The 19938-nt window shown below is 59.1% G+C and carries 21 protein-coding genes and 1 tRNA gene; 12 read left to right on the top strand and 10 right to left on the bottom strand.

Annotated features, from left to right (window positions below):
* Positions 1 to 2: 2 nt before the first annotated feature.
* Complete coding sequence (locus tag F7P80_RS00430; RefSeq protein ID WP_151042022.1) at positions 3 to 1271, top strand: M20 family metallopeptidase; 1269 nt, start codon at positions 3 to 5, stop codon at positions 1269 to 1271.
* A gap of 64 nt (positions 1272 to 1335) precedes the next feature.
* Here F7P80_RS00430 and speG read toward each other — a convergent pair whose 3' ends face one another.
* Entirely contained in the window at positions 1336 to 1863 is a 528-nt protein-coding gene (gene speG, locus F7P80_RS00435) for a spermidine N1-acetyltransferase (protein WP_151042024.1), read from the bottom strand.
* A gap of 339 nt (positions 1864 to 2202) precedes the next feature.
* Between speG and F7P80_RS00440 the strand changes: the two genes are divergently transcribed.
* On the top strand, positions 2203 to 3690 hold the full coding sequence (locus tag F7P80_RS00440) for a nucleobase:cation symporter-2 family protein (RefSeq protein ID WP_054066125.1): 1488 nt from the start codon (positions 2203 to 2205) through the stop codon (positions 3688 to 3690).
* A 205-nt stretch (positions 3691 to 3895) separates the two neighbouring features.
* Positions 3896 to 6193 (top strand): NADP-dependent malic enzyme, encoded by a 2298-nt coding sequence (locus F7P80_RS00445; protein WP_054066126.1) that lies wholly within the window; start codon positions 3896 to 3898, stop codon positions 6191 to 6193.
* A gap of 146 nt (positions 6194 to 6339) precedes the next feature.
* Here F7P80_RS00445 and F7P80_RS00450 read toward each other — a convergent pair whose 3' ends face one another.
* Complete coding sequence (locus tag F7P80_RS00450; protein WP_054066127.1) at positions 6340 to 6993, bottom strand: flavin reductase family protein; 654 nt, start codon at positions 6991 to 6993, stop codon at positions 6340 to 6342.
* Between the two features lie 121 nt (positions 6994 to 7114).
* Between F7P80_RS00450 and F7P80_RS00455 the strand changes: the two genes are divergently transcribed.
* From F7P80_RS00455 to F7P80_RS00480, 6 genes are all read left to right on the top strand, one after another.
* Positions 7115 to 8143 carry an ABC transporter substrate-binding protein gene (locus F7P80_RS00455; RefSeq protein ID WP_151042027.1) on the top strand — a complete coding sequence of 343 codons (1029 nt, stop codon included), beginning with the start codon at positions 7115 to 7117 and terminating at the stop codon, positions 8141 to 8143.
* A 113-nt stretch (positions 8144 to 8256) separates the two neighbouring features.
* On the top strand, positions 8257 to 8622 hold the full coding sequence (locus F7P80_RS00460; RefSeq protein WP_151042029.1) for a cupin domain-containing protein: 366 nt from the start codon (positions 8257 to 8259) through the stop codon (positions 8620 to 8622).
* Positions 8623 to 8916: 294 nt separating this feature from the next.
* Positions 8917 to 9891: a Bug family tripartite tricarboxylate transporter substrate binding protein gene (locus tag F7P80_RS00465; RefSeq protein WP_151042031.1), complete on the top strand. Its 975-nt coding sequence runs from the start codon at positions 8917 to 8919 to the stop codon at positions 9889 to 9891.
* Positions 9892 to 10155: 264 nt separating this feature from the next.
* Positions 10156 to 10245: transfer RNA gene (locus F7P80_RS00470), tRNA-Ser, on the top strand.
* Positions 10246 to 10420: 175 nt separating this feature from the next.
* Positions 10421 to 11098, top strand: a complete 678-nt coding sequence (locus F7P80_RS00475) for a hypothetical protein (protein WP_151042033.1) — start codon at positions 10421 to 10423, stop codon at positions 11096 to 11098.
* A gap of 119 nt (positions 11099 to 11217) precedes the next feature.
* Entirely contained in the window at positions 11218 to 11646 is a 429-nt protein-coding gene (locus F7P80_RS00480) for a hypothetical protein (protein WP_151042035.1), read from the top strand.
* 634 nt (positions 11647 to 12280) lie between these two features.
* On the opposite strand, the gene F7P80_RS00485 is transcribed toward F7P80_RS00480, so the two are convergent.
* The 5 genes from F7P80_RS00485 to F7P80_RS00505 are packed head-to-tail and all read right to left on the bottom strand — an operon-like array spanning position 12281 to position 14106.
* Positions 12281 to 12508, bottom strand: coding sequence for a hypothetical protein (locus F7P80_RS00485; protein ID WP_023121538.1), 228 nt, complete (start codon positions 12506 to 12508; stop codon positions 12281 to 12283).
* Between the two features lie 4 nt (positions 12509 to 12512).
* Positions 12513 to 12692: a hypothetical protein gene (locus F7P80_RS00490; protein WP_151042037.1), complete on the bottom strand. Its 180-nt coding sequence runs from the start codon at positions 12690 to 12692 to the stop codon at positions 12513 to 12515.
* Positions 12689 to 12901 carry a hypothetical protein gene (locus F7P80_RS00495; protein WP_151042039.1) on the bottom strand — a complete coding sequence of 71 codons (213 nt, stop codon included), beginning with the start codon at positions 12899 to 12901 and terminating at the stop codon, positions 12689 to 12691. Before F7P80_RS00495 ends, F7P80_RS00490 begins: the two co-directional genes overlap by 4 nt.
* A complete protein-coding gene (locus F7P80_RS00500) occupies positions 12898 to 13359 on the bottom strand; it encodes a DUF5681 domain-containing protein (RefSeq protein ID WP_151042041.1) in 462 nt (153 codons plus the stop codon). Before F7P80_RS00500 ends, F7P80_RS00495 begins: the two co-directional genes overlap by 4 nt.
* Positions 13360 to 13395: 36 nt before the next feature.
* Positions 13396 to 14106: a hypothetical protein gene (locus F7P80_RS00505; protein WP_023121542.1), complete on the bottom strand. Its 711-nt coding sequence runs from the start codon at positions 14104 to 14106 to the stop codon at positions 13396 to 13398.
* Positions 14107 to 14388: 282 nt separating this feature from the next.
* Between F7P80_RS00505 and F7P80_RS00510 the strand changes: the two genes are divergently transcribed.
* A complete protein-coding gene (locus F7P80_RS00510; RefSeq protein ID WP_151042043.1) occupies positions 14389 to 15096 on the top strand; it encodes a hypothetical protein in 708 nt (235 codons plus the stop codon).
* Positions 15097 to 15268: 172 nt separating this feature from the next.
* Here F7P80_RS00510 and F7P80_RS00515 read toward each other — a convergent pair whose 3' ends face one another.
* The 3 genes from F7P80_RS00515 to F7P80_RS00525 all read right to left on the bottom strand — a co-directional run bounded on the left by F7P80_RS00515 (position 15269) and on the right by F7P80_RS00525 (position 18735).
* Positions 15269 to 16831 carry a DUF3987 domain-containing protein gene (locus F7P80_RS00515; RefSeq protein ID WP_151042045.1) on the bottom strand — a complete coding sequence of 521 codons (1563 nt, stop codon included), beginning with the start codon at positions 16829 to 16831 and terminating at the stop codon, positions 15269 to 15271.
* A gap of 146 nt (positions 16832 to 16977) precedes the next feature.
* Positions 16978 to 17241, bottom strand: coding sequence for a helix-turn-helix transcriptional regulator (locus F7P80_RS00520; RefSeq protein ID WP_023121545.1), 264 nt, complete (start codon positions 17239 to 17241; stop codon positions 16978 to 16980).
* Between the two features lie 246 nt (positions 17242 to 17487).
* A complete protein-coding gene (locus F7P80_RS00525; RefSeq protein ID WP_151042047.1) occupies positions 17488 to 18735 on the bottom strand; it encodes a tyrosine-type recombinase/integrase in 1248 nt (415 codons plus the stop codon).
* A gap of 371 nt (positions 18736 to 19106) precedes the next feature.
* Here F7P80_RS00525 and F7P80_RS00530 point away from each other — a divergent pair, with 371 nt between their 5' ends.
* Both F7P80_RS00530 and F7P80_RS00535 read left to right on the top strand, forming a co-directional pair.
* Complete coding sequence (locus F7P80_RS00530) at positions 19107 to 19397, top strand: nucleotidyltransferase family protein (RefSeq protein ID WP_054066141.1); 291 nt, start codon at positions 19107 to 19109, stop codon at positions 19395 to 19397.
* Positions 19394 to 19795, top strand: a complete 402-nt coding sequence (locus F7P80_RS00535; protein WP_054066130.1) for a HepT-like ribonuclease domain-containing protein — start codon at positions 19394 to 19396, stop codon at positions 19793 to 19795. The genes F7P80_RS00530 and F7P80_RS00535 overlap by 4 nt, the downstream gene beginning before the upstream one ends.
* Positions 19796 to 19938 lie beyond the last annotated feature (143 nt).

The raw sequence follows: 19938 nt of genomic DNA on the forward strand, positions 1-19938 counted from the left end.
AGATGACCCAAGACCGCCAAGCCACCTACGCCGCGCTGGATGCGTGGATTGACGCCCACTTTGACGAGCAGGTGCAGTTTCTGCAGGCTCTGGTGCAGGTACCTACCGACACCCCACCCGGCAACAACGCCCCGCATGCAGAGCGCACGGCCGATCTGATTGCTGAGTTTGGCTTTGACGCCGAAAAGCACGTCGTGCCCGAGCAGGAGGTGAAGGACTACGGTATGCAGTCCATCACCAACCTGATCGTGCGCCGCCCATATGGTGACGGCGGCAAGACCATTGCCCTGAACGCCCACGGTGATGTGGTCCCCCCCGGCGAGGGCTGGACCAAAGACCCCTATGGCGCTGAAATTGAAGATGGCAAGCTCTATGGCCGCGCAGCCGCTGTGAGCAAGAGCGACTTTTCCACCTTCACCTTTGCCGTGCGTGCACTGGAAGCCGTAGCCAAACCCACCAGGGGCAATATTGAGCTGCACTTCACCTACGACGAAGAATTCGGTGGTGAACTCGGCCCCGGCTGGCTGCTGAAAAAAGGCCTGACCCAACCCGATCTGATGATGGCCGCAGGCTTTAGCTACGAAGTCGTGACCGCACACAACGGCTGCCTGCAGATGGAAGTGACGGTGCACGGCAAGATGGCCCACGCTGCCGTGCCTGACACCGGCGTGGATGCCCTGCAAGGCGCGGTCGCCATCATGAATGCGCTGTATGCCGAGAACCTGAAGTACAAGCAGGTACTGTCCAAGGTGCCCGGCATCAAGCACCCCTACCTCAACATCGGCCGCATCGAAGGCGGCACCAACACCAATGTGATCCCCGGCAAGGTGGTGCTCAAGCTCGACCGCCGCATGATTCCTGAAGAAAACCCCGCAGAAGTGGAAGCCTCGATTCGCGCCGTCATTGCCAAGGCGGTGGAAGACTTCAACACCGAGCACGGCTATCAGGGCGACGATGCCGTGCGCGCGGACATCAAACGCCTGCTACTGGCCAATGCCATGACGCCCTTAGCGGGTAACAAGCCGCTGGTCGATGCCATCCAGAAGCATGGTGAAGCCGTGTTTGGTGAAAAGCCCGCCGCCGTGGGTACGCCCCTGTACACCGATGTGCGCCTGTACGGAGAGCGCGGCATTCCCGGCGTGATCTATGGCGCAGGCCCGCGCACCGTGCTGGAAAGTCACGCCAAGCGTTCGGACGAGCGACTGGTGCTGGAAGATCTGCGCCGCGCCACCAAGGTAGTGGCACGCAGCCTGGTTGATCTGATGGCCTGATATTTGCAGCAGCGCTGCCATTCAGTTTCCTTGCCCCTGCTGGCCCATGCCACAGGGGCTTTTCTTATGTTGCACTGCCAAGCCGCAGGTACTGCGGCTGCAGCATGTACATGCGCAATGCCGTGCGGTATTCGCCATTGGCAAAGAACTCATCCACCAGCTCACCCTCGGTGACAAAGCCCAGCTTGCTGTAGATATGCACGGCCTTGGTATTGACCTTGTCTACATACAGATAGACCTTGTGCAAGTTCAGTACCTTGAAGCCATAGTCCAGCGCCAGCCGCATGGCTCTGGAGGCGAGCCCACGGCCCTGAAAATTCGGGTCGATGATGATCTGGATTTCTGCCCTGCGGTGAATCAGGTCGATTTCCACCAGTTCCACCAGCCCCACGCGCGCACTGCCTTCCATGACGATAAAGCGGCGCTCGCCCTGATCATGCACGTGCTGGTCATAAAGGCTGGAGAGCTCATCAAAGGTCTCGAACGGCTCTTCAAACCAGTAACGCATCACGCTGGCGTTGTTGTCCAGCGAATGCACAAAGCGCAGATCTTCCCGCTCCAGCGGGCGCAAGCTCACAGCAACAGCATTCATCACACAGCCTCTTTAGGGGACAGAGGTCTATCTTTACCACAGACGCAAAACATGTGGGCATGAGTATTGCTTGCCGCAGTGCAAGACCCGTACTTGGACCCTGATCAGTTTTCGCATTAAAAAAAGTGCTTTTGCTCCGCAAAACTGCAAACCAGCCTGTAGGGCCAATTTGCCAGTTTTCAGGGGCAAACCCCTAGAAAAACAAGGCTGAACAGGGTTTTCCAAGGGAAGTCGCCACACATTGCTTTGTATACACTTTTTGTATGGATATTTGTGCGCAATATGCCTGCAAAACGCTCCAGGTCAAACACACCTCTCAGGACTCCAAGGAAGACTCCCATGCAAACAACCGTGCATCCTGTTGATGAAAAACTGCCCCTGGGGCGTGTCACCGCACTTGGTTTGCAGCACGTACTCGTGATGTATGCCGGTGCTGTCGCCGTTCCGCTGATTGTGGGCCGCGCCCTGAACCTGCCCCCCGAACAGGTGGCCATGCTGATTTCAGCCGACCTGTTTGTCTGCGGCATCGTCACCCTGATTCAGGCCATGGGCTGCACACAGTGGTTTGGCATCAAACTGCCCGTGATGATGGGCGTGACCTTTGCGGCCGTCGGCCCCATGGTATCCATGGCGCAGTCCACAGGTGGCCATGCCGGGGCGGGGCTGATTTTTGGCTCCGTCATTGGAGCAGGCATTGTCTCCATCCTGATTGCCCCCATCGTCAGCCGCCTGCTGCGCTTTTTCCCACCTGTCGTCACCGGCACCATCATCACGGTGATTGGCATCAGCCTGATGCGCGTGGGCATCAACTGGATTTTTGGCAACCCCGTAGGCCCTACAGCGCCCCAGGTTCCCAACCCTGAGCACCTGAAGTGGCTGTCCGAAGCCCAGGCCATGGCTGGCGCCCCTGGCTCTGCCCTGCCCCCTGTGCCCGCTGGCTTTGCCGTCGTGCCCACCATTCCTAACCCCAAGTACGCAGACCTGACCGGCGTGGGCATCTCCGCCGCCGTGCTGCTGACCATCTTGCTGGTGGCCCGCTTTGGCAAGGGGTTCCTCGCCAATATCTCGGTGCTGCTGGGCATTGTGGTGGGTGGTGTCATCACGGCTGCCATGGGTCTGATGGACTTTCATAAAGTGGCAGAAGCGCAGTGGTTCAACATCGTGCTGCCCTTTGAAATTGCCGCGCCCGTGTTTGACCCCATTCTGATTCTGACCATGACGCTGGTCATGATCGTGGTGATGATCGAGTCCACCGGTATGTTCCTGGCCCTGTCTGACATGACCGGCAAGAAGATCAGCCAGGCAGAGCTGACCCGAGGTCTGCGTACCGACGGTCTGGGCACGCTGATTGGCGGCATCTTCAACACTTTCCCCTACACCAGCTTCTCGCAGAACGTAGGTCTGGTGGCTGTGACCGGCGTCAAGAGCCGCTGGGTGTGCGTAGCCGGTGGCGTGATTCTGGTGCTGCTGGGCCTGCTGCCCAAGATGGCCATGCTGATTGAATCCCTGCCCACCGTGGTGCTGGGCGGCGCAGGTCTGGTGATGTTCGGCATGGTGGCTGCGACCGGCATCCGCATCCTTTCAACCGTGGACTTCATCAAGAACCGCAACAATGCCATGATCGTTGCCGTCTCCATCGGCGTTGGCATGATTCCACTGGTGGCACCCAATTTCCGACAGTGGATGCCACACGCTATCCATCCTCTGATTGAATCCGGTATCCTGTTGGCTTCGATGGCCGCTGTGCTGTTGAACGTGTTTTTCAATGGCGCACGCGGAGACACGGAAGCTGTCATCCAGGCCGCTCGCCAAGCAGACGCTCACTGATCCCGTCTTGCTCCACAAAGGCCCTGTACCCTGGGCCTGCCGCCAAGCCCCTGCCTACCCCGCAGGGGTTTTGCAACTCTGGCAATGCTGATATTGCAGTGCACAAACCGTTCACCCCTGCAACGACCTACACCTAGGGTAAGCTCTAGGCAATCAGTCCCAGCAATGGGATTAGCTGAATTTCAATAAGACCTCTGCTGTTGTTATGACACAAACTCTGTCCACCGCTGAGCAAGCACTGCGCGATGCTGCACGCGAGTACCACGCAAGCCCCAACAAGGGCAAGATTTCGGTGACCCCCACCAAGCCGCTATCCAACCAGCGCGATCTGTCGCTGGCCTACTCCCCCGGCGTGGCCTACCCCTGCCTGGACATTCAGGCAGACCCCAGCAAGGCCGCCGAGTACACCTCGCGTGGCAATCTGGTGGGCGTGATCACCAACGGCACGGCTGTGCTGGGTCTGGGTGACATCGGCCCTCTGGCTGGCAAGCCTGTGATGGAAGGCAAGGGGTGTCTCTTCAAGAAGTTTGCAGGCGTGGACGTGTTCGACATCGAGCTGGACGAGCGCGATCCTGACAAGCTGATCGAGATCATCGCCTCGCTGGAGCCCACGCTGGGCGGCATCAACCTCGAAGACATCAAGGCGCCCGAGTGCTTCTACATTGAGCAGGAACTCTCCAAGCGCATGAACATCCCCGTCTTCCACGACGACCAGCACGGTACGGCCATCATCTCGAGCGCCGCCCTGCTCAACGGTCTGGAACTGGTAGGCAAGAAGATTGAAGACGTGAAGGTGGCCGTCTCCGGCGCCGGCGCAGCAGCCATTGCCTGCGTGAACGTCATGGTGGGCCTGGGCGTGCAGCGCAAGAACGTGTTCATGTGCGACTCCAAGGGCGTGATCTACAACGGCCGCCCCGGTGGCCTTGACGCCTCCAAGGCCCAGTACGCGCAAGACACCGACCTGCGTACGCTGGCAGACGCCGTCAACGGCGCTGACGTCTTCCTGGGCTGCTCGGCCCCCGGCGTGCTGACCGCAGAGATGGTCAAGACCATGGCGGACAAGCCCATCATCCTGGCGCTGGCCAATCCTGAGCCAGAAATCCGCCCCGAGCTGGCCAAGGCCGTGCGCCCTGACTGCATCATCGCCACCGGCCGTTCGGACTATCCGAACCAGGTGAACAACGTGCTGTGCTTCCCCTACATCTTCCGTGGCGCACTGGACTGCGGCGCGACCAAGATCACGGAAAGCATGAAGCTGGCCTGCGTGCGCGAAATCGCCGCACTGGCCAAGCAGGACGTATCGGACGAAGTCGCCGCCGCCTACCAGGGCAAGGAGCTGAAGTTCGGCCCCGACTACCTGATCCCCACACCGTTTGACACCCGCCTGATCCTGCGCATTGCCCCCGCTGTGGCACAGGCTGCTGCCGAGTCTGGCGTGGCCACTCGCCCCATTGCAGACATTGCGGCCTACCGCGAGAGCCTGTCGCGCTTTGTCTACCAGACCAGCATGATCATGCGCCCCGTGTTTGCAGCGGCCAAGGCCAGCCTGCAGCGCGTGGCCTATGCCGAAGGTGAAGACGAGCGCGTGCTGCGCGCCGTGCAGGTGGCTGTGGAAGAAGGACTGGCCAAGCCCATCCTGATTGGCCGCCCTGCCGTGATCGAAGCACGCATTGCCAAGGCAGGTCTGCGCCTGCAAGCCGGTGTGAACTACGAGGTGTGCAACCCCGAAGACGACCCACGCTTCCGCCAGTACTGGGAGGCTTACCACCGCCTGATGGGCCGCAAAGGCATCACCACCGAAGGTGCCAAGGCCGCCGTGCGCCGCTCCAACACCATCATCGCTGCGCTGATGGTGCACCTGGGCGATGCAGACGCCATGCTGGCAGGCCTGGTAGGCCGCTTTGACCGCCACCTGGCACACATCGAAGAAGTGTTTGGCGTACAGCCCGGTGTAGACCGCATGGCGACGGTGAACGCCGTGATGCTGGAAGACCGCACCCTGTTCATTGCCGACACCTACATCAACGAAGACCCCAGCGCGGAAGAACTGGCCCAGATCGCCAAGCTGGCTGCAGACGAAGTGGCGCGCTTTGGTCTGCCACCCAAGGTGGCTTTCCTGTCGCACAGCAACTACGGCTCTTCGACCCGCAAGTCGGCGCTGAAGATGCGCGAAGCGCGCAACCTCTTTGCTGCTGCCAACCCCGGTATCGAGTGCGATGGCGAAATGCATGGCGACGCAGCCCTGGACGAGAAGGTCCGCGAGCGCACCGTGTTTGACAGCACGCTGCACGGCGAAGCCAACATCCTGATCTGCCCCAACCTGGACGCAGCCAACATTCTGTTCAACGTGCTCAAGACCACCTCGGGCCACGGCACGACCATTGGTCCCATGCTGATGGGCGCCAACGCTTCGGCCCACGTGCTGACACCCTCTGCCACCGTGCGCCGCGTGGTGAACATGACGGCTCTGGCCGCCGCACAGGCGATTGCACGCAAGGCCTAAGCCTTTGCTGCTGCAGCAAAAAGCCCTTGGCATTGCGCCAAGGGCTTTTTTTATTGCGCTCTTACAAAAAGAGCTGCCAGCGCTGATGAATGCTTGTTTTCAGGTAGAAAACATCCTGAAACCTAGATAACACCAGCGCAAGGCGCTCACATTTCATCAATGGCGGTCGTGGCACTGCCGGCCTTGACCTGGGCCTTGCCTTCCTCGGCCTCGATGGCAAAACGCTCACGGCAGGTCACGTAAAAGCTGGCTCCAAACCGGCCAACGGGAAAGTAGTCCTGCAACTTCACGCGCCACTTTTCGGTGTCCACCAGCCCATCGCGCACGGCCAGCCATTGCACGCGGCCAATAAACACATAGCGGCTGTCCGTTTCCATCACCTCGTGCAGCACGCACTCAAATGCCGCGGGCGCTTCGGCAATGCGCGGCACCTGCACGCTGTGCGAGGGGGTCATGCTCAGGCCCGTGTAGGCCAGCTCGCTCTCATGCACAGGCAGTCTGTCCCCACAACGGTGCATGGCGGCGGCAATGGGTTCATCTGCCAGGTGCACCACAAACTCCTTGCTGCGCAGAATGTGTGCGGCCGTGTCCTTGAGCTGGCCGTCCTGCAGCTTGTTGATGCTCAGCATCACCACCGGCGGGTCTTCCCCCACCATGTTGAACATGCTGAACGGCGCGGCGTTGACGGTGCCGTCTGCGCCCAGCGTGGTCACCAGCGCAATCGGGCGCGGCACGATCAGGCTGGCCATGAGCTTGTAGCGCTCATAGGCACCCAGGGTAGAGAAGTCGATTTCTGTCATTGGCAAACATTCCGGTTCTTGGCGTTGCGTCAGGTGCCGCAACTTGTATGCCAAGTGTGTATGCAATACGGGCATTGATCTTGCTCAAAGGTGACATCTCCAACCCTTTGAGTGAAGCCCCATGCGCAAACGCCACTTTCTGCAAACCGCCGCAGCTGCCTTGCTGGCCTGCTCCGCTTTCTCTCACGCCGCCGCGCAGAACACGCCGCTGAAGTTCCAGCTGGACTGGCGCTTTGAAGGCCCAGCCGCCTTCTTCGTCCACCCCGAGCAAAAGGGCTACTTCAAGGAAGAGGGTCTGGATGTGAATGTGGAAGCTGCCGCAGGTGCAGGCGCTATCCAGCGCGTAGCCTCCGGCACGCATGACCTGGGCTTTGCCGACATGGCGGCGCTCATGGAGTTCCACGCCAACAACCCGGACGCGCCTATCAAGCCCGTGGCCGTCATGGTGATCTACAACACCACCCCGGCCTCAGTGATGGCGCTGAAGAAGTCCGGCATCACCAAAGCGGCAGATCTGACTGGCAAGAAGATGGGTGCCCCGATTTTTGACGCTGGCCGCCGCACCTTCCCCATCTTTGCGCAGGCCAATGGCGTAGGCGATGTGCAGCGGACCACCATGGACCCACCGCTGCGCGAGACCATGCTGGTACGCGGCGATCTGGATGCTGTCACCGGCTACACCTTCACCAGCCTGCTCAATCTGGAAGCACGCGGCATCCCGCGTGAAGACGTGGTGGTGCTGCCCTATGCCACGCACGGCGTGCAGCTGTACGGCAACGTCATCATTGCCAGCCCCCAGCTGATTGCCGACAAGCCCGAGGCGCTGCGGGCATTCCTCAAGGCCTTTGCCAAGGGGGCCAAGGAAGTCGTGGCCCAGCCTGAAGCCGCCATTGCCTCGCTGAAGGCCAAAGATGGTCTGGTCAATGTGCCGCTGGAAGTCAAACGCCTGCAGTTGACGCTGGAAACCGCAGTGGACAGCGAAGGTGCACGCAAGGAAGGCTTTGGCCAGATCAACCCCGAGCGCCTGCAGCTCATGGCTGAGCAGGTCGCACAGGCCTACGCCACGAAGAACCCCATCCCCGTCAACGCGGTCTGGAATGGCAGCTTCCTGCCCAGCGCTGCAGAATTGGATGTTTTGCCCAAGCGTTAAGCCAAGCTCTCAATAAAAGAGCTGCTTGCGCTTGATATCCATAGATTTCAGATAGTTTTATATCTGAAACCATTTATTTATCTGCACAAGCAGCTTCTTTTTTCAGAGCACTCATGTCCAAACTGGTTCGTATCGAAACCCAAGACCTCTCCCGCGCCAAGTCCGGCAAGCCCAGCCGCCCCATCAGCGGCAACACCACCTACCTGACGCTGGAGAGCTTTACCGCCAGCAATGAGCAACTGAGCAGCGGCGTATGGGAAGCCACTGCCGGATCGTTTCGCTCCAACTGCGCAGGCTATGTGGAGTTCTGCCACATCCTCGAAGGCCGCTGCCGCGTGGTAGACCCAGACGGCACCAGCCACAGCTTCGCAGCAGGCGACAGCTTCGTGCTGCCTGAGGGCTTTACCGGCCACTGGGAGGTCGATGAGCGTGTGAAAAAAGTCTTTTTCATTGCCCAGACCAACTCCTCAGGCACATAAAAGCTACAGCATGCAGATGCACAAGGCAGCAGGTTGCTGACACCCATCAGAGCTTGCTGCATTGCAGCATTTTTCGCATAACAAAACCCAGAATCGCAGCCTGAAAAATCAGTGGATTTCTACGTAATATCCACATGAGTTATTGCCATAAAGCACAGTTTTCAGCCACTCTTATAAAAGAGTTGGGGGTTAGTATTTAAGGGAAGACGCCAATTCACAAAATGGAATCTCATCCAGATAGGCGTTGCCTAATGATTTGCCCACAAGGCATAACCCCAACAACGAGGAGTGGAAATGTTCAGAAGAACCGTTTTGGCTGCCACCGCGGCACTGGCAGTGGCTGCAGGACTGCCCAGCCTGGCCCACGCGAAAGATCCATGGCCTACCAAGACCATCACCTTGGTGCAGCCCTATGCTCCTGGCGGCACCAGCGACATGCTGGCGCGCATCGTGGCCCTCGAGCTGGAAAAACGCATCGACGCCAGCGTCATCGTTGAAAGCAAGCCCGGTGCCAACGGCAATATCGCCACCGCCTTCGTCAGCCGCGCCAAGCCCGATGGTGGCACCTTCCTGGTCGGCTCCAGCAGCCCCGTGGTCATCTCGCCCACGCTGTACAAGAGCGTGCCCTACAACCCACGCACTGACCTGACCCCCATCACCCCCATCGCCAAGGCCCCCTTCCTGCTGGTGACAGGTGCGACCTCCGGCATCAACTCCGTGGAAGAGCTGGTGGAGCAGATCAAGGCTGACAAGGTGAACTTCGGCTCTGCCGGTGCAGGCTCGCCCCAGCACATGATTGCCGAGATGTTCCACATGCAGGTCAAGGCCAAGGCCCCCCACATCCCCTACAAGGGCTCGGCCCCGCTGATCATTGCGCTGATGGCCAATGAAGTGCAGTACGGCATTGACAACCCCGTGCCCCTGAAGCCCCAGATCGACGGCGGCAAGATCAAGGCCCTGGCCATTACCAGCAAGCACGCTTCGCCCAAGTTCCCCGGCGTCAAGAGCCTGCATGAGCTGGGCTACACCGACTTCGAGGTCGAGCCCTGGTACGGCATGATCGGCTCCAAGGGCCTGCCCAAGGAACTGGCCGAACGCATGAACGGCTATGTGCAAGACATCCTGGCACAGGATGAAGTCAAGCAGAAGATCTCCAACCTCGGCGCTGAAGCCTACAGCCTGAGCACCGAAGAGTTCCGCACCCTGATCGATGCTGACATCAACCGCTGGGGCGAAGCCGTCAAGGCCTCCGGCGCAACCGCAGACTAAGCGCCCCTTGCACACCGCCTTCCTCCGAAGGCGGTTTTTTCACGCTGCTTTCAACGCGCAAAATCTGCCATGAAAGCCCGTATCCTTGTGTAGAATACGCAGCTTCCGGAGGTTTGGGTGAGTGGTTTAAACCAGCAGTCTTGAAAACTTACGTTCAGGCCACACGAGAACGACTGAAAGTGTAGCAAAAACAACGTGTTATAAAGAAACTCCCGGCGACAGCTTTAGCGCCGTTTAGCAGATTCTTAGCACGTCACAGAATTAGGTGGGTTGGCAGAGCGGTTGAATGCACTAGTCTTGAAAACTAGCAAGGATGTAAGTCCTTCCAGGGTTCGAATCCCTGACCCACCGCCAAAACGAGAGCCCCGAGCCGCAAGGTTTCGGGGCTTTTTCTTTGCCTCCCGACTCGGCAAAGTCGTGCGCAGCAGATCAACAGTACGCGCAGAATAGCAGTGCTGCGCACGAGTTGATTGTTTTATGCGTCGTTGCGATGTATCATGCGCAAACATCATCACACGCGGAGCGCAACATGGCATTCAGGGCAGACGAAGCAGCACGGATCGGATATGAGCAGGTCGAGGCGTACCTTGTGCCACGGCCGCGAGACGCTAATGAGGCGGAACGGGCGCGGAGTAAAGAAGCGCTCCTGGACATCCTTGATGAGCTTGGCCCCGTGGTCGATGCCTATCCCACTTGGCACCCGCTGGTCTGCAATCACGACAGCCGCCACCCGACGACCACACCGAGCGAGCAATGTGGGTACAAAGGTCTCGACCACACGCGATTCTTCCGTAACGGGTTCATCACCTGTCCCTACACCGCGAGCGGAAAAGCCGAGAAGGTCATCGAATCCGTGAATGCACTGCCTTATCACCCCGCTGCCAGCATCACGGCGGAGAAGCTGGATGTGCAGCTATACAACCCCGAAGCGACGCCGGTACTGGTCAAGTGCGAGTGGCACAAGTCCCTTGATTCAGACGGAATGATCCCGCTGTCTATTGCCATGCCCCTGATCCTAGAGAAGGAGGTTCCGTGCTGGCACTGGGCAGAGGTTGCGGAGACGTGGGAGACGATGCGCCCCTACTTCCTTGGCCGACCCCACGGCAGCCGGTCGTCGCTGTTTGTGAGCCAAGAGACCGGGCAGGCGATCAAGAAGATTTGGAATGCGCTGATCTTCACGGGGATGTTCGGCCCCATCAAGGTCTAACAATACGGTCGTCGCGCTGCATATCAACGGCACTTCCGCGTCAGTCCAAAAAGTCGTTGCCGAGTCTCGGAGATGCGTCTTAGCGTTGCCCCATCTACAACCCGCACAGGAGCAACGACATGGAAGCCAAGACCTACACGAAACGCGAAAACGCCCGCCGCGCTGGTGTTGCCGCAGGGGTGCCCGCCGAACTGGTGGAAATCACCGTGCATAAGTCTGCGGAGGGCGTGCGCTTCGGCTGGAAGGCGATGGAGGCACCCGCACCCGCTGCCGAGGCTGCACCCGCCGACGCTGTGGTGACCACAGGCATGCCGAAGAAAGCAGCAGCCCCGAAGGTTGAGCGCGTCGAGCAGAACGGGGTCAAGCGCCCCGGCCCGGGCAAGTGCTTGGAGGTGTGGGAGTACCTAGACCAGCACGGCAACATGAAGCCGAAGGACTTGCAGCCGGTCGCGGAGGCGAAGGGGTGGAACATCAACAACGTCCAGATCGAGCTTTACCAGTGGCGCAAGTTCAATGGCATCAGCGGGCGTGCAACCGTGACGAGCTAAGAACTTGCTAGACGCACCGCCGCCCGCTTACCGAAAAGCCCGCCCAGCGGGCTTTTTTGTTGGCTGCCGCAAACCACGACCGCCTAACTCTGTGTTTGTTGTTCGACCTTCGCGGGCAAGCGCGCCGCTACAGGCCGCGTGCCGTGCTCGCCAGTACCCTAGCGGCGGCAGTGTGGTGATCGTCGCCCCTGCCGCCCGCTACGCTCGCGCAGCCGCACAAACGACAACGGGTGCCAGCGGCACCCGTTGAAGGTCAGGTCGCACGGGTAGGAGTGGCCCCGTTCCTGACTGAGTCCGTTTGATTAACGTCCAACGGTTCCCGATGGGACAGCGCAGCTTCTCCGGGACTGCGCGCCACTGCACCGCTGACGACGATAAGGGCGGTGCAGGGTTTTTCAGATGCCGTCGTCGTCTTGCCTGCTCCTGCATCCTTGCCGGTTCGGTTGTGGGGTGCATAGGCGCAAGCGCTGCACATCCTCCGACCAAAAGAGCTGACCACACCGCATGCACTTCCGCCAGCCGACATAGCGCACCACGCGCGGCGGCTTGTGGTCAGCATCAAGGACGGGTTCGCGCCGCGCTCCGTCGTCCTGCGGCCACATGCGAGGCTCTACGAAGCCTTGGAAGTTCGGCTTCATCGCAGCAACCCCCAGCCAGCAGTCCCGGCGCGTGCGGTGCCGTCGTCGATCCACTTCATCAGGCAGTGCAGCACCACAGGGCCATCAACCGGGCACATGCGACCGTCCGCAATGGCAGCGCTGAGCGTGTCGCTGACCCAGCCGCGCATCTCGTCGCTGGCACCTTGCGAGCGCTCCAAGTGCTTGAGGCGGGCGAGCATGCCCTTGGCGCTGCTGATGCTCATGTGGTTACTCCCGCAACTCGCGCAGCGCCTCGCCCAGCTTGACCGCGCGGAGCAGGTTCAGCGCGTCGCTAGTCTCGCGGGCCGCGTGCGCCTCGATTCGGCGCTGCTGCATCTGTTGCAGGTCGTCGGGCGTGATGCCGTACTTGACCGGGTGGTTCTCGTGGTCGAGGTTGTCGTTCTTCATTGCAGGGTTCCTTTCATCGGTCCGATTGCTTGAAGCAGGCGCGCGGCCTGATAGCGCCATGCAGGGTCGTCGCACTTCAAAATTGCCTCGTAGCAGACATTGACGATCAGCTTGAGGTCGGCTTGCCCCTGAGGCGTGTCTATCGGGCGTTCGATCTTTGGCCGACCCCAGCCGTAAAAGGGAATGCTGTCGGTGTCGTAGATGCTCATGCTTGTTTCTCCTCCAGCGCGATGAGGCGCGCTTCCAGTTCATCAACCTGTTTCAGCCCAGCGAATGCCGTGATGCAGTTGATAAGAAGCTGGCCCGTCTCCGGGTCGATGCTCCCCTCTGCAACGGCGGTCATAATCTGCTGCGCCTGTGTGGTCAGCGGAGCGTCCGGGGTTAGCTCAAACGTCACCTTTTCAGCGCGGGCGCGGAGGGGTGGGGACAGGCGTTGCAGCACCATGTTGGCGGCTTGCATGTCACCTTCGAGCGCAGCGTTCATGACCACACGGGCCACCTCGCTGCCGTCCTTCTCGAATTCCTCAGCGATGACGTTCTTCTTGTTGCGTGAGCCGACTGGCCGCCCCTTCGGGTTGCCGCTCTGGCCGGGTTGCCAGCCCTTGGGCGGCTTGTTGGGTTGCGGAGTGAAGCCCTGCAACCATTCAGGCTGAACTGTCTCTGTCATTTGATGGTTTCCTGTTGATTGCAGGTATCAGCAGCGTTACTCGCCGAACTTGAGGGCGGCCAGCGCTTTGTCGTTACCTTGACGAAGCTCCTGCACCTTGCCCCAAGTGGAGCCCATCGCTTTCTCGACCTCTTTGAACAGCAGCGCACCGCGTTCTTCGATAGCCGCCTTTGCGTTACGCACCGCCTTGAGCTTCGTCGCCACTTCCGGGGTAGCGCGCTCGTGCCAGAAGCGGGTGTAGGTCTTGGCGAAGTTGGCATCGAGACCCGACAGGTAGCTGGGGGCACCCAGCACCGCGCTGACGGTAGTGTGGTCACCCGCGTCGATAGCCTCTTGAATGAACTTGTGGCGTTCTTCGGTCGTCATGTCTTTGACAAACTTCCGAATCTCGCCGGAGATACCCACACTGGCGCGGGATTCAAGCGGCTGCGACAGCTCCTGCTCGAAGTGCGCAATCTGCTTGTCCAGCGTGGCGCGCACGTTGTCGAACTTCTTGGCGAGCCGTTGCTGTTGCTTGTAGGCGGCATCGGATACGGCCAGCACCTGCTGCCCCTCCGACCAGGCTTGATTCTTTTTCGCCGCGTCGCGCCCGTCGTGCAGCCTGCCGAGGGTGATATAGGCATCGTCCAGCGCTTCGAGCGCGGGGGCGAGGATGGGGGCGGTCAGTTGCTCGTCGTATCCGTCAATAGCCTTGAGGGTTTCGGCGTGCAAGCTGGGGGTAATTCTTGAATCGACTGGCGTGGGCATGGTGAAAACTCCTTGATAAATTGCGGCGCGGCTGCGCATGTGCAAAACGGTAGGACTATCAAGCGAAGGTCCGCAAGCAAAAACAAAACAAAAACAACGCCTTACAGTTCCGAAATAGGCGCGGAACAACTAAGTTCATGTTTGTTGTTCGCTGATTTCGCGGTGCAGCAGGCAAAGAAAACCCCGCGCGGTGGCAGGGTTGCGTGTGTGCGGTACGGTGCGGCCCGTTGCGCTGGCTCGTCGCCCCGCTATGCGCGAAAATGACGGGCTGGAGGACTCGCTATGAATGTTGTCGAGCAGGCGCTATCAAACTGGAAGAACTCGCTGCCGCAAGAGGTGCCCTTGGCAGGACTGATCTCCATCAGTCCAATCGCTTATAAGTGGAAGGCTCTATATCGCGCCCGCATTCTTCGGGAAGTCGTTTTCTGGCGACTGCATGACTTGCTTGAGCAGTCGTTTTTGCTTCACCAGCAGGGGCACGCATTGGGCGCTCGCATCTTATTGCGCAGCGGGTTTGAGACCTTGGCCACGTTGATTTATCTGAATCAACTAAAAGCCAATGTCGTGGGTGGCACGCTGAACTTCCGCACGTTCAGCGACAAGACTTCGCTGCTGCTCTTGGGCTCCCGAAACGACACGACGAAGCACAAATCCATCAACATCGTCACGGTGCTGGAGAAGTGTGATAAGAGGTATCCGGGCCTGATGGCGTTATATGCAGACCTCTGTGAGGCTGCTCATCCAAGCTACGAAGGCACATGCTTCGGCTACTCATCAATTGATTTTGATAACCACATTACCGTCTTCAGGAATAAGTGGGTCGAGATGTACGCTGACAAACACCTTTCAGCGATGCAGCTTTGCATGGAGACCTTCGAGCATGAATACAACGAGGTTTCTGTTAGCGAGACTCGGCGCTTAGAAAAGTGGATTGAAGATCACGACGCGGAGCTTGAAGCTACCAAGTCAGCGGAATTAACTGACGATTAAGGCATTAAGAAAGAAAGTGCCGCCCACCCATGTAGCAAAACAGCAAACAGGGGATGGGTAAGTTAATGTCTTAATTTCTTAATTTTTACCCTTACCCCTTACGCAGCAAGCACTTGCCGCTGACTCGCATAAAGACCGCGCCCTTAAGCTAAGAGCGCGGTCGTCAGTCCGTTCAGCCCGGTAGTCGAAGGATGCGGTACGCCTTGCCGTGAAAGCCGTAGGACTCGACCAATACCAGCTTCTTCATCTCTTCAATTACACCGTCGTCTTGCAGGCTGCGCAGGGTCAGGTCAAGGGCGCTGTTCTTCCCGGCTTTGTGGTTAGTGAAGGCTGGCAACGTGGAGGCTCGAATCTGTAAGTAGGCACGCGGCACGATATTGGCTCGCTGCATCGCATCTGGAATTTTGTAGCTTGCCGGGGGAGCCTTCACCAGATAGTCCCGCATGAATGCCACCAGCTTGCGCTCCCGAGCGCTGTCATCGGTGCCAATGTCGCCGTTCCGCTTCCGCGACTGGAATACCGCTATGTCCTGCCTGACGAGGGTCAGCGCCCACGCTGCATGTTCCATCTGGATTTGTGGGTACAGATAGTGATCGGCAACGGCCAGTAAGGACGCCACTTTCAATGCCTTGAGGTGCGCACGATTCCAGACCTGCCGCTCCGCCTCGTCGTCGGTCGCATTCACGCTGTCGATGCAATGCAGTTCAAACCGCTCAAGTTTCTCGTATGCGTCCGCTGACACCTCTACGATGCACGGGGGCGGCGTGTCGATAGGGGTCTGATACTTGATTGCCTGTCTCACAAGGTCTGCCCATTGCGCCAAGTCTTCGGGCGATAGCGCGGGCGGCGGCTCCTTGTTCGGCAAGGGGCGTTCGCCATCGTATGAGACGACGAGGAAGCGCGACATAAAGCCGTCCTCCATCATGTCCGGGGTCAAGCATTCAAAGAAGGTGCCGGGGGTCGTCTCTCCAAGGAAGGACAGCGCGGGCCACTCCACGCCGATCATGTTCTTGTCGGCGTTGCTGTAGGTCTTCCCCTCAAGGTGACGCTTGCCATAGGCGTTCGTCATCACCGTGCGGAACTGCTGCATCGGTGTATCCGTCGGGTTCGACATGCGCTTGAGCTTCCGCCCGAACTCCCCTTGCAGGTTGAGGAATCCGGGGTCTTGCAGAAGCTCCTTATGCAGTGCCTCACCACTCACATAGTCCTGGCTCCGCACGAAGCGCCGCGCTGTCGGCACCGCCGCCAGTTCGATCAGCTTCGGAATACCCTCGTGAATGCCGTCCTTGCCGATGCCACTCCGCGCCACGAGGATCATATAGAGCGCCAAGTCCTTGCCGGTGTGGGTACGGTAAGCACGTCCGCAGACCCCAGCCAGCAGCCCCAGCGTGGCAGTAATCGCCACCTCACGGACAGGCGAATAGCTGCTGTCGTGAATAAACTGGGCAAGCCTGCCAGCGCGACCGGGCGGCCATGCAAGCGTGGGCGACTGCGCAGCGGCTGGGGCCGCGCCAGTGCTACCCCCTTGGCCCGCATGCTGGCCGTGCTGTAGCGACTGTGCAGCCTGAGCGCGTAGCCACTTGTTCTCAGCCTGCTGCATGACCGCCGAAACGTCTGGCGGATTGATGAAGGTGATCTTGAAATCCAGCCATTCCGGGGAAATGTAGTCACCCTGCATTTCATCTTGTATGACCGTGGAAGGCAGTCCCATACTTGGGCCGTTGATGTGGTTCATTCGTGTTCATCTCCAAGCGGCAGCGGTGTGCAGACCCTGCCGCTTTTTTGTTGATGGGCTGCGCATGGGCTAGGCGACAGTGCAGTGCCACCTGAAATAGCCATAGCGCTGTTCTGTTTGCGCATGGACGACCGCCTGTTATGGACTTAGGCGGTCGCGATTTGCTGGCTGGTGCTGGTGCGTGCGCCCGACGCGAGCCATGCGAGAACATCGCGCTCGGCGTAGAAGACGCAACGGGTGCCGGGAGGCGTGAAGAAACGGGGGCCGGTGCCCTTGTGACGGTGCTGCTCCCAAGTGTTGCGAGCAAGCCCGGTCAGATCGACCAGATCGTCAGTGCGCAGTGGGCGCTTCTTGGGGGAGTAGTTGAACAGCTCGCAAAGCTGCTCGAAGGACATGTTGTCGGTTTGCATGGGCAGTGCCTCTCAGCAAGCCCACCGATGCGCAGATGCAAAAAGGGCAGTCGGTGAGCGAACCGCATCGCGTTACCGATGCTAGTTGCCCGCCGTCTGCCCATGCAGCACTTTTCGTTGATCGCGTCCCGACGCATTGCGCGAAGTGACGGAAAGGCGAGGTGTGTTAGTGGTAACTGTAAAACGCTTGTCGTAGTCTTTGCAAGCTGTTGTTGCTGTTGATATTTTTGGGCTTGCCCGATTTTCTCAAGCACGCAACGGCACCACGTTCGCGCCGTTCGCTTTCGCTGCCTGCTGCCCAATCCAGTCTGCGATGCGCTGCACTTCGGGCTTGAGATATTGCAGGTGCGAAGTCTCAAGGTAGTGCTTGGCGGTCACACCGCGAGGCACATGGTTCGTCAGCAGTTCGATCTTGTGCAGATCAACTCCGCAGTTCGCTACACCGAACGTTGTGAAGGTGCGGCGCAGGTCGTGCGGCGTGATCTTCGTCCCTGCAACCTCGCTGACCTTCTTCATGGTGTCGCGCGGGTCTTTGATGTGCCCAGCCTTGCCCCAGGACGAGAACACGAACGGGCTACCCTCGACACGCTGGCGCGTAGTCAGTAACTGCACCGCCTGCGTGGATAGCGGCAGCCATACGGGGTTGCGGTTCTTCGGATCAGGCAGGTGCCACCAGCCTTCATCAAGGTTGATCCTGTCCCATGTCAGCGCCGCTGCTTCGCCAATGCGCGCACCAGTGAGCACGAGGAAGATCACAAGGTCGATGCTTGCCAGCGTGTCACGGTTGTAGGCTTGGTCGCGCCACTGCTGGAGGGCTGACCACACGGGGCCAATCTTCGATTCAGGGATGCGGGTCTTGCGCTCGGGCAGCGTCACCCAATCGTCTTTGAGCACTGCCACGGGGTTGTGCAGGATCAGCGGGGTGCCGTCTGCGCGCTTGTACCTGCGACCAGCGAAATTTATCAAGGCGCGCAACACGCTGAACGCCTGCACCGCTTGACCGGGTGCCGGTGCTTTGCCGCGTAGCCCCTTCGTCAGAATCTCGTTGTAGCGCTTGCGGCAGTCGTCTTCGGTGATGCCGGTGATGGGCTTGTGCTGCCATGCCTCAAAGGTTGTGGTCACATGCCGTTCAATCTCGCTCTTGCTGCTGTCCTTGAGCTTGCCCGGTCGCCCCATATAAGCGTCCGCGACCTGCCGCAGCGTCACCTTAGTTGCTTCGTCGGCCTTCTTCACGTCGCGCGGATCGATCCCCTCGCGCATACCTTGCAGCACCTTCCGGGCCTTCTCGCGCGCCTCGAACTCTGTCCATTCACCGAAGGGGCCAATCGTGAAGCAGACGGCCTTACCCAGCACCCGGCCTTGAGCAACGAACACACGCTTGCCCGCAGCGGTGACGCGCAGCCCGTAGCCCTTGAGGGAATCGTCCCAGTGCATCGCGTAGCCCTCGGCGGGCGGTTGCACCTTGTCAATGAACGTCTTCGTCAGCTTCCCCATTTCCTTCTCCTAGACGCTTCTTTAGCGTATTGTTAGCAATCTAGGCAAGGGTAGGACAAGCTACGCCAAACATGCAACGATGATAAGTCGTTGAATTACAAAGGTGCAGCAAGCTAGACGGGGATGGGCCAAACTAGGTAAAATCAGCCCCCACAAAACTTGAAAACTGCCGAAGGAGTGATCCTTCCGTGAGTTCGAATCTCACAGCCTCCGCCAAATACAAAAGCCAAGTGATTGATTTCACTTGGCTTTTTTTATTTCTGCCAACGTTTCATCGGCAATTCCGCCGTACAAAGACTGCTGGTTTGATGAACCACGTCCTATTGCCCGAGAATCCATAGACTGCAAGAATGGCCACAAGGAGGTTGAGCATGACAACTTACCGCCAACTACTCAGCCAAAGAGAGCGTATACGCGCAATCGTGGCGCGCCACAAGGGTGCCAATCCGCGCGTGTTCGGATCAGTTGCATCAGGCACGCAAGGTGAAGCCAGTGATGTGGATCTCTTGATCGACATGATGCCTGGCGGCAGCTTGCTCGATTTGGTCAATATGCAGAGAGAGCTCAGCCAGGAAATTGGCGTTCAATTCGATGTAAACACCCCTCGCAGCCTCCCCAAGAAATGGCGCGATTCCGTGGTGCAAAAGGCAGTGGCACTGTGAGCAAGGATCCTGTCAAGCCAGAGAGACTGTCTGACTATCTGCAAGATGCCATCAAGCGCATCGATATGGCCAGCCAATACCTGAGCAGCGCATCACCAGAGATGCAAGACAGGCTTTGCGATGAAGACGATGACGCCATCGAAGTCAACATGCTGCGCGACGCATTGGTTCGCTGCATAGAAGTCGTTGGGCAATGCCTTCACAATGCACAGACAGCCAACCCAGAGTTGGTGGAACAGCATGCGCTGAATGCTTCTGGCTGGTGGAGTATGCGCTCAAAAATCAGCCATGGCTATGACGGAATCCAATATGAGATTGTCTTGGCCGTCATCCAGAAGGACATGCCTGCACTCAGAGACAAGCTTGTGGCTGCACTTGGAATGTGCGAGCGACAGTAATCTGCCCTACCCAATCCAATCTCCAGCCATCGGCAGTTTGCAGTGCCTGATTGCCAAACACCGAGTCCAACGTCTGCAGACTTTGCGACCATGACTCCTGCACAGGAAGCCTGTGCCCCCACCTTACCCAACAGAGGAAAGTG

Origin of the sequence: Comamonas kerstersii (assembly GCF_008801935.1) — a bacterium.
GTDB classification, from domain to species: domain Bacteria; phylum Pseudomonadota; class Gammaproteobacteria; order Burkholderiales; family Burkholderiaceae_C; genus Comamonas; species Comamonas kerstersii.

Bases quoted from the DNA above. Each gene is read 5' to 3' on its own strand.
- F7P80_RS00495 (WP_151042039.1), bottom strand. From the start codon at position 12,901: ATGAGCATCTACGACACCGACAGCATTCCCTTTTACGGCTGGGGTCGG.
- F7P80_RS00485 (WP_023121538.1), bottom strand. From the start codon at position 12,508: ATGAGCATCAGCAGCGCCAAGGGCATGCTCGCCCGCCTCAAGCACTTG.
- F7P80_RS00480 (WP_151042035.1), top strand. From the start codon at position 11,218: ATGGAAGCCAAGACCTACACGAAACGCGAAAACGCCCGCCGCGCTGGT.
- F7P80_RS00520 (WP_023121545.1), bottom strand. From the start codon at position 17,241: ATGCAAACCGACAACATGTCCTTCGAGCAGCTTTGCGAGCTGTTCAAC.
- F7P80_RS00465 (WP_151042031.1), top strand. From the start codon at position 8,917: ATGTTCAGAAGAACCGTTTTGGCTGCCACCGCGGCACTGGCAGTGGCT.
- speG (WP_151042024.1), bottom strand. From the start codon at position 1,863: ATGAATGCTGTTGCTGTGAGCTTGCGCCCGCTGGAGCGGGAAGATCTG.
- F7P80_RS00530 (WP_054066141.1), top strand. From the start codon at position 19,107: ATGACAACTTACCGCCAACTACTCAGCCAAAGAGAGCGTATACGCGCA.
- F7P80_RS00440 (WP_054066125.1), top strand. From the start codon at position 2,203: ATGCAAACAACCGTGCATCCTGTTGATGAAAAACTGCCCCTGGGGCGT.
- F7P80_RS00490 (WP_151042037.1), bottom strand. From the start codon at position 12,692: ATGAAGAACGACAACCTCGACCACGAGAACCACCCGGTCAAGTACGGC.
- F7P80_RS00475 (WP_151042033.1), top strand. From the start codon at position 10,421: ATGGCATTCAGGGCAGACGAAGCAGCACGGATCGGATATGAGCAGGTC.
- F7P80_RS00445 (WP_054066126.1), top strand. From the start codon at position 3,896: ATGACACAAACTCTGTCCACCGCTGAGCAAGCACTGCGCGATGCTGCA.
- F7P80_RS00450 (WP_054066127.1), bottom strand. From the start codon at position 6,993: ATGACAGAAATCGACTTCTCTACCCTGGGTGCCTATGAGCGCTACAAG.
- F7P80_RS00455 (WP_151042027.1), top strand. From the start codon at position 7,115: ATGCGCAAACGCCACTTTCTGCAAACCGCCGCAGCTGCCTTGCTGGCC.
- F7P80_RS00515 (WP_151042045.1), bottom strand. From the start codon at position 16,831: ATGAACCACATCAACGGCCCAAGTATGGGACTGCCTTCCACGGTCATA.
- F7P80_RS00510 (WP_151042043.1), top strand. From the start codon at position 14,389: ATGAATGTTGTCGAGCAGGCGCTATCAAACTGGAAGAACTCGCTGCCG.
- F7P80_RS00505 (WP_023121542.1), bottom strand. From the start codon at position 14,106: ATGCCCACGCCAGTCGATTCAAGAATTACCCCCAGCTTGCACGCCGAA.
- F7P80_RS00430 (WP_151042022.1), top strand. From the start codon at position 3: ATGACCCAAGACCGCCAAGCCACCTACGCCGCGCTGGATGCGTGGATT.
- F7P80_RS00500 (WP_151042041.1), bottom strand. From the start codon at position 13,359: ATGACAGAGACAGTTCAGCCTGAATGGTTGCAGGGCTTCACTCCGCAA.
- F7P80_RS00525 (WP_151042047.1), bottom strand. From the start codon at position 18,735: ATGGGGAAGCTGACGAAGACGTTCATTGACAAGGTGCAACCGCCCGCC.
- F7P80_RS00460 (WP_151042029.1), top strand. From the start codon at position 8,257: ATGTCCAAACTGGTTCGTATCGAAACCCAAGACCTCTCCCGCGCCAAG.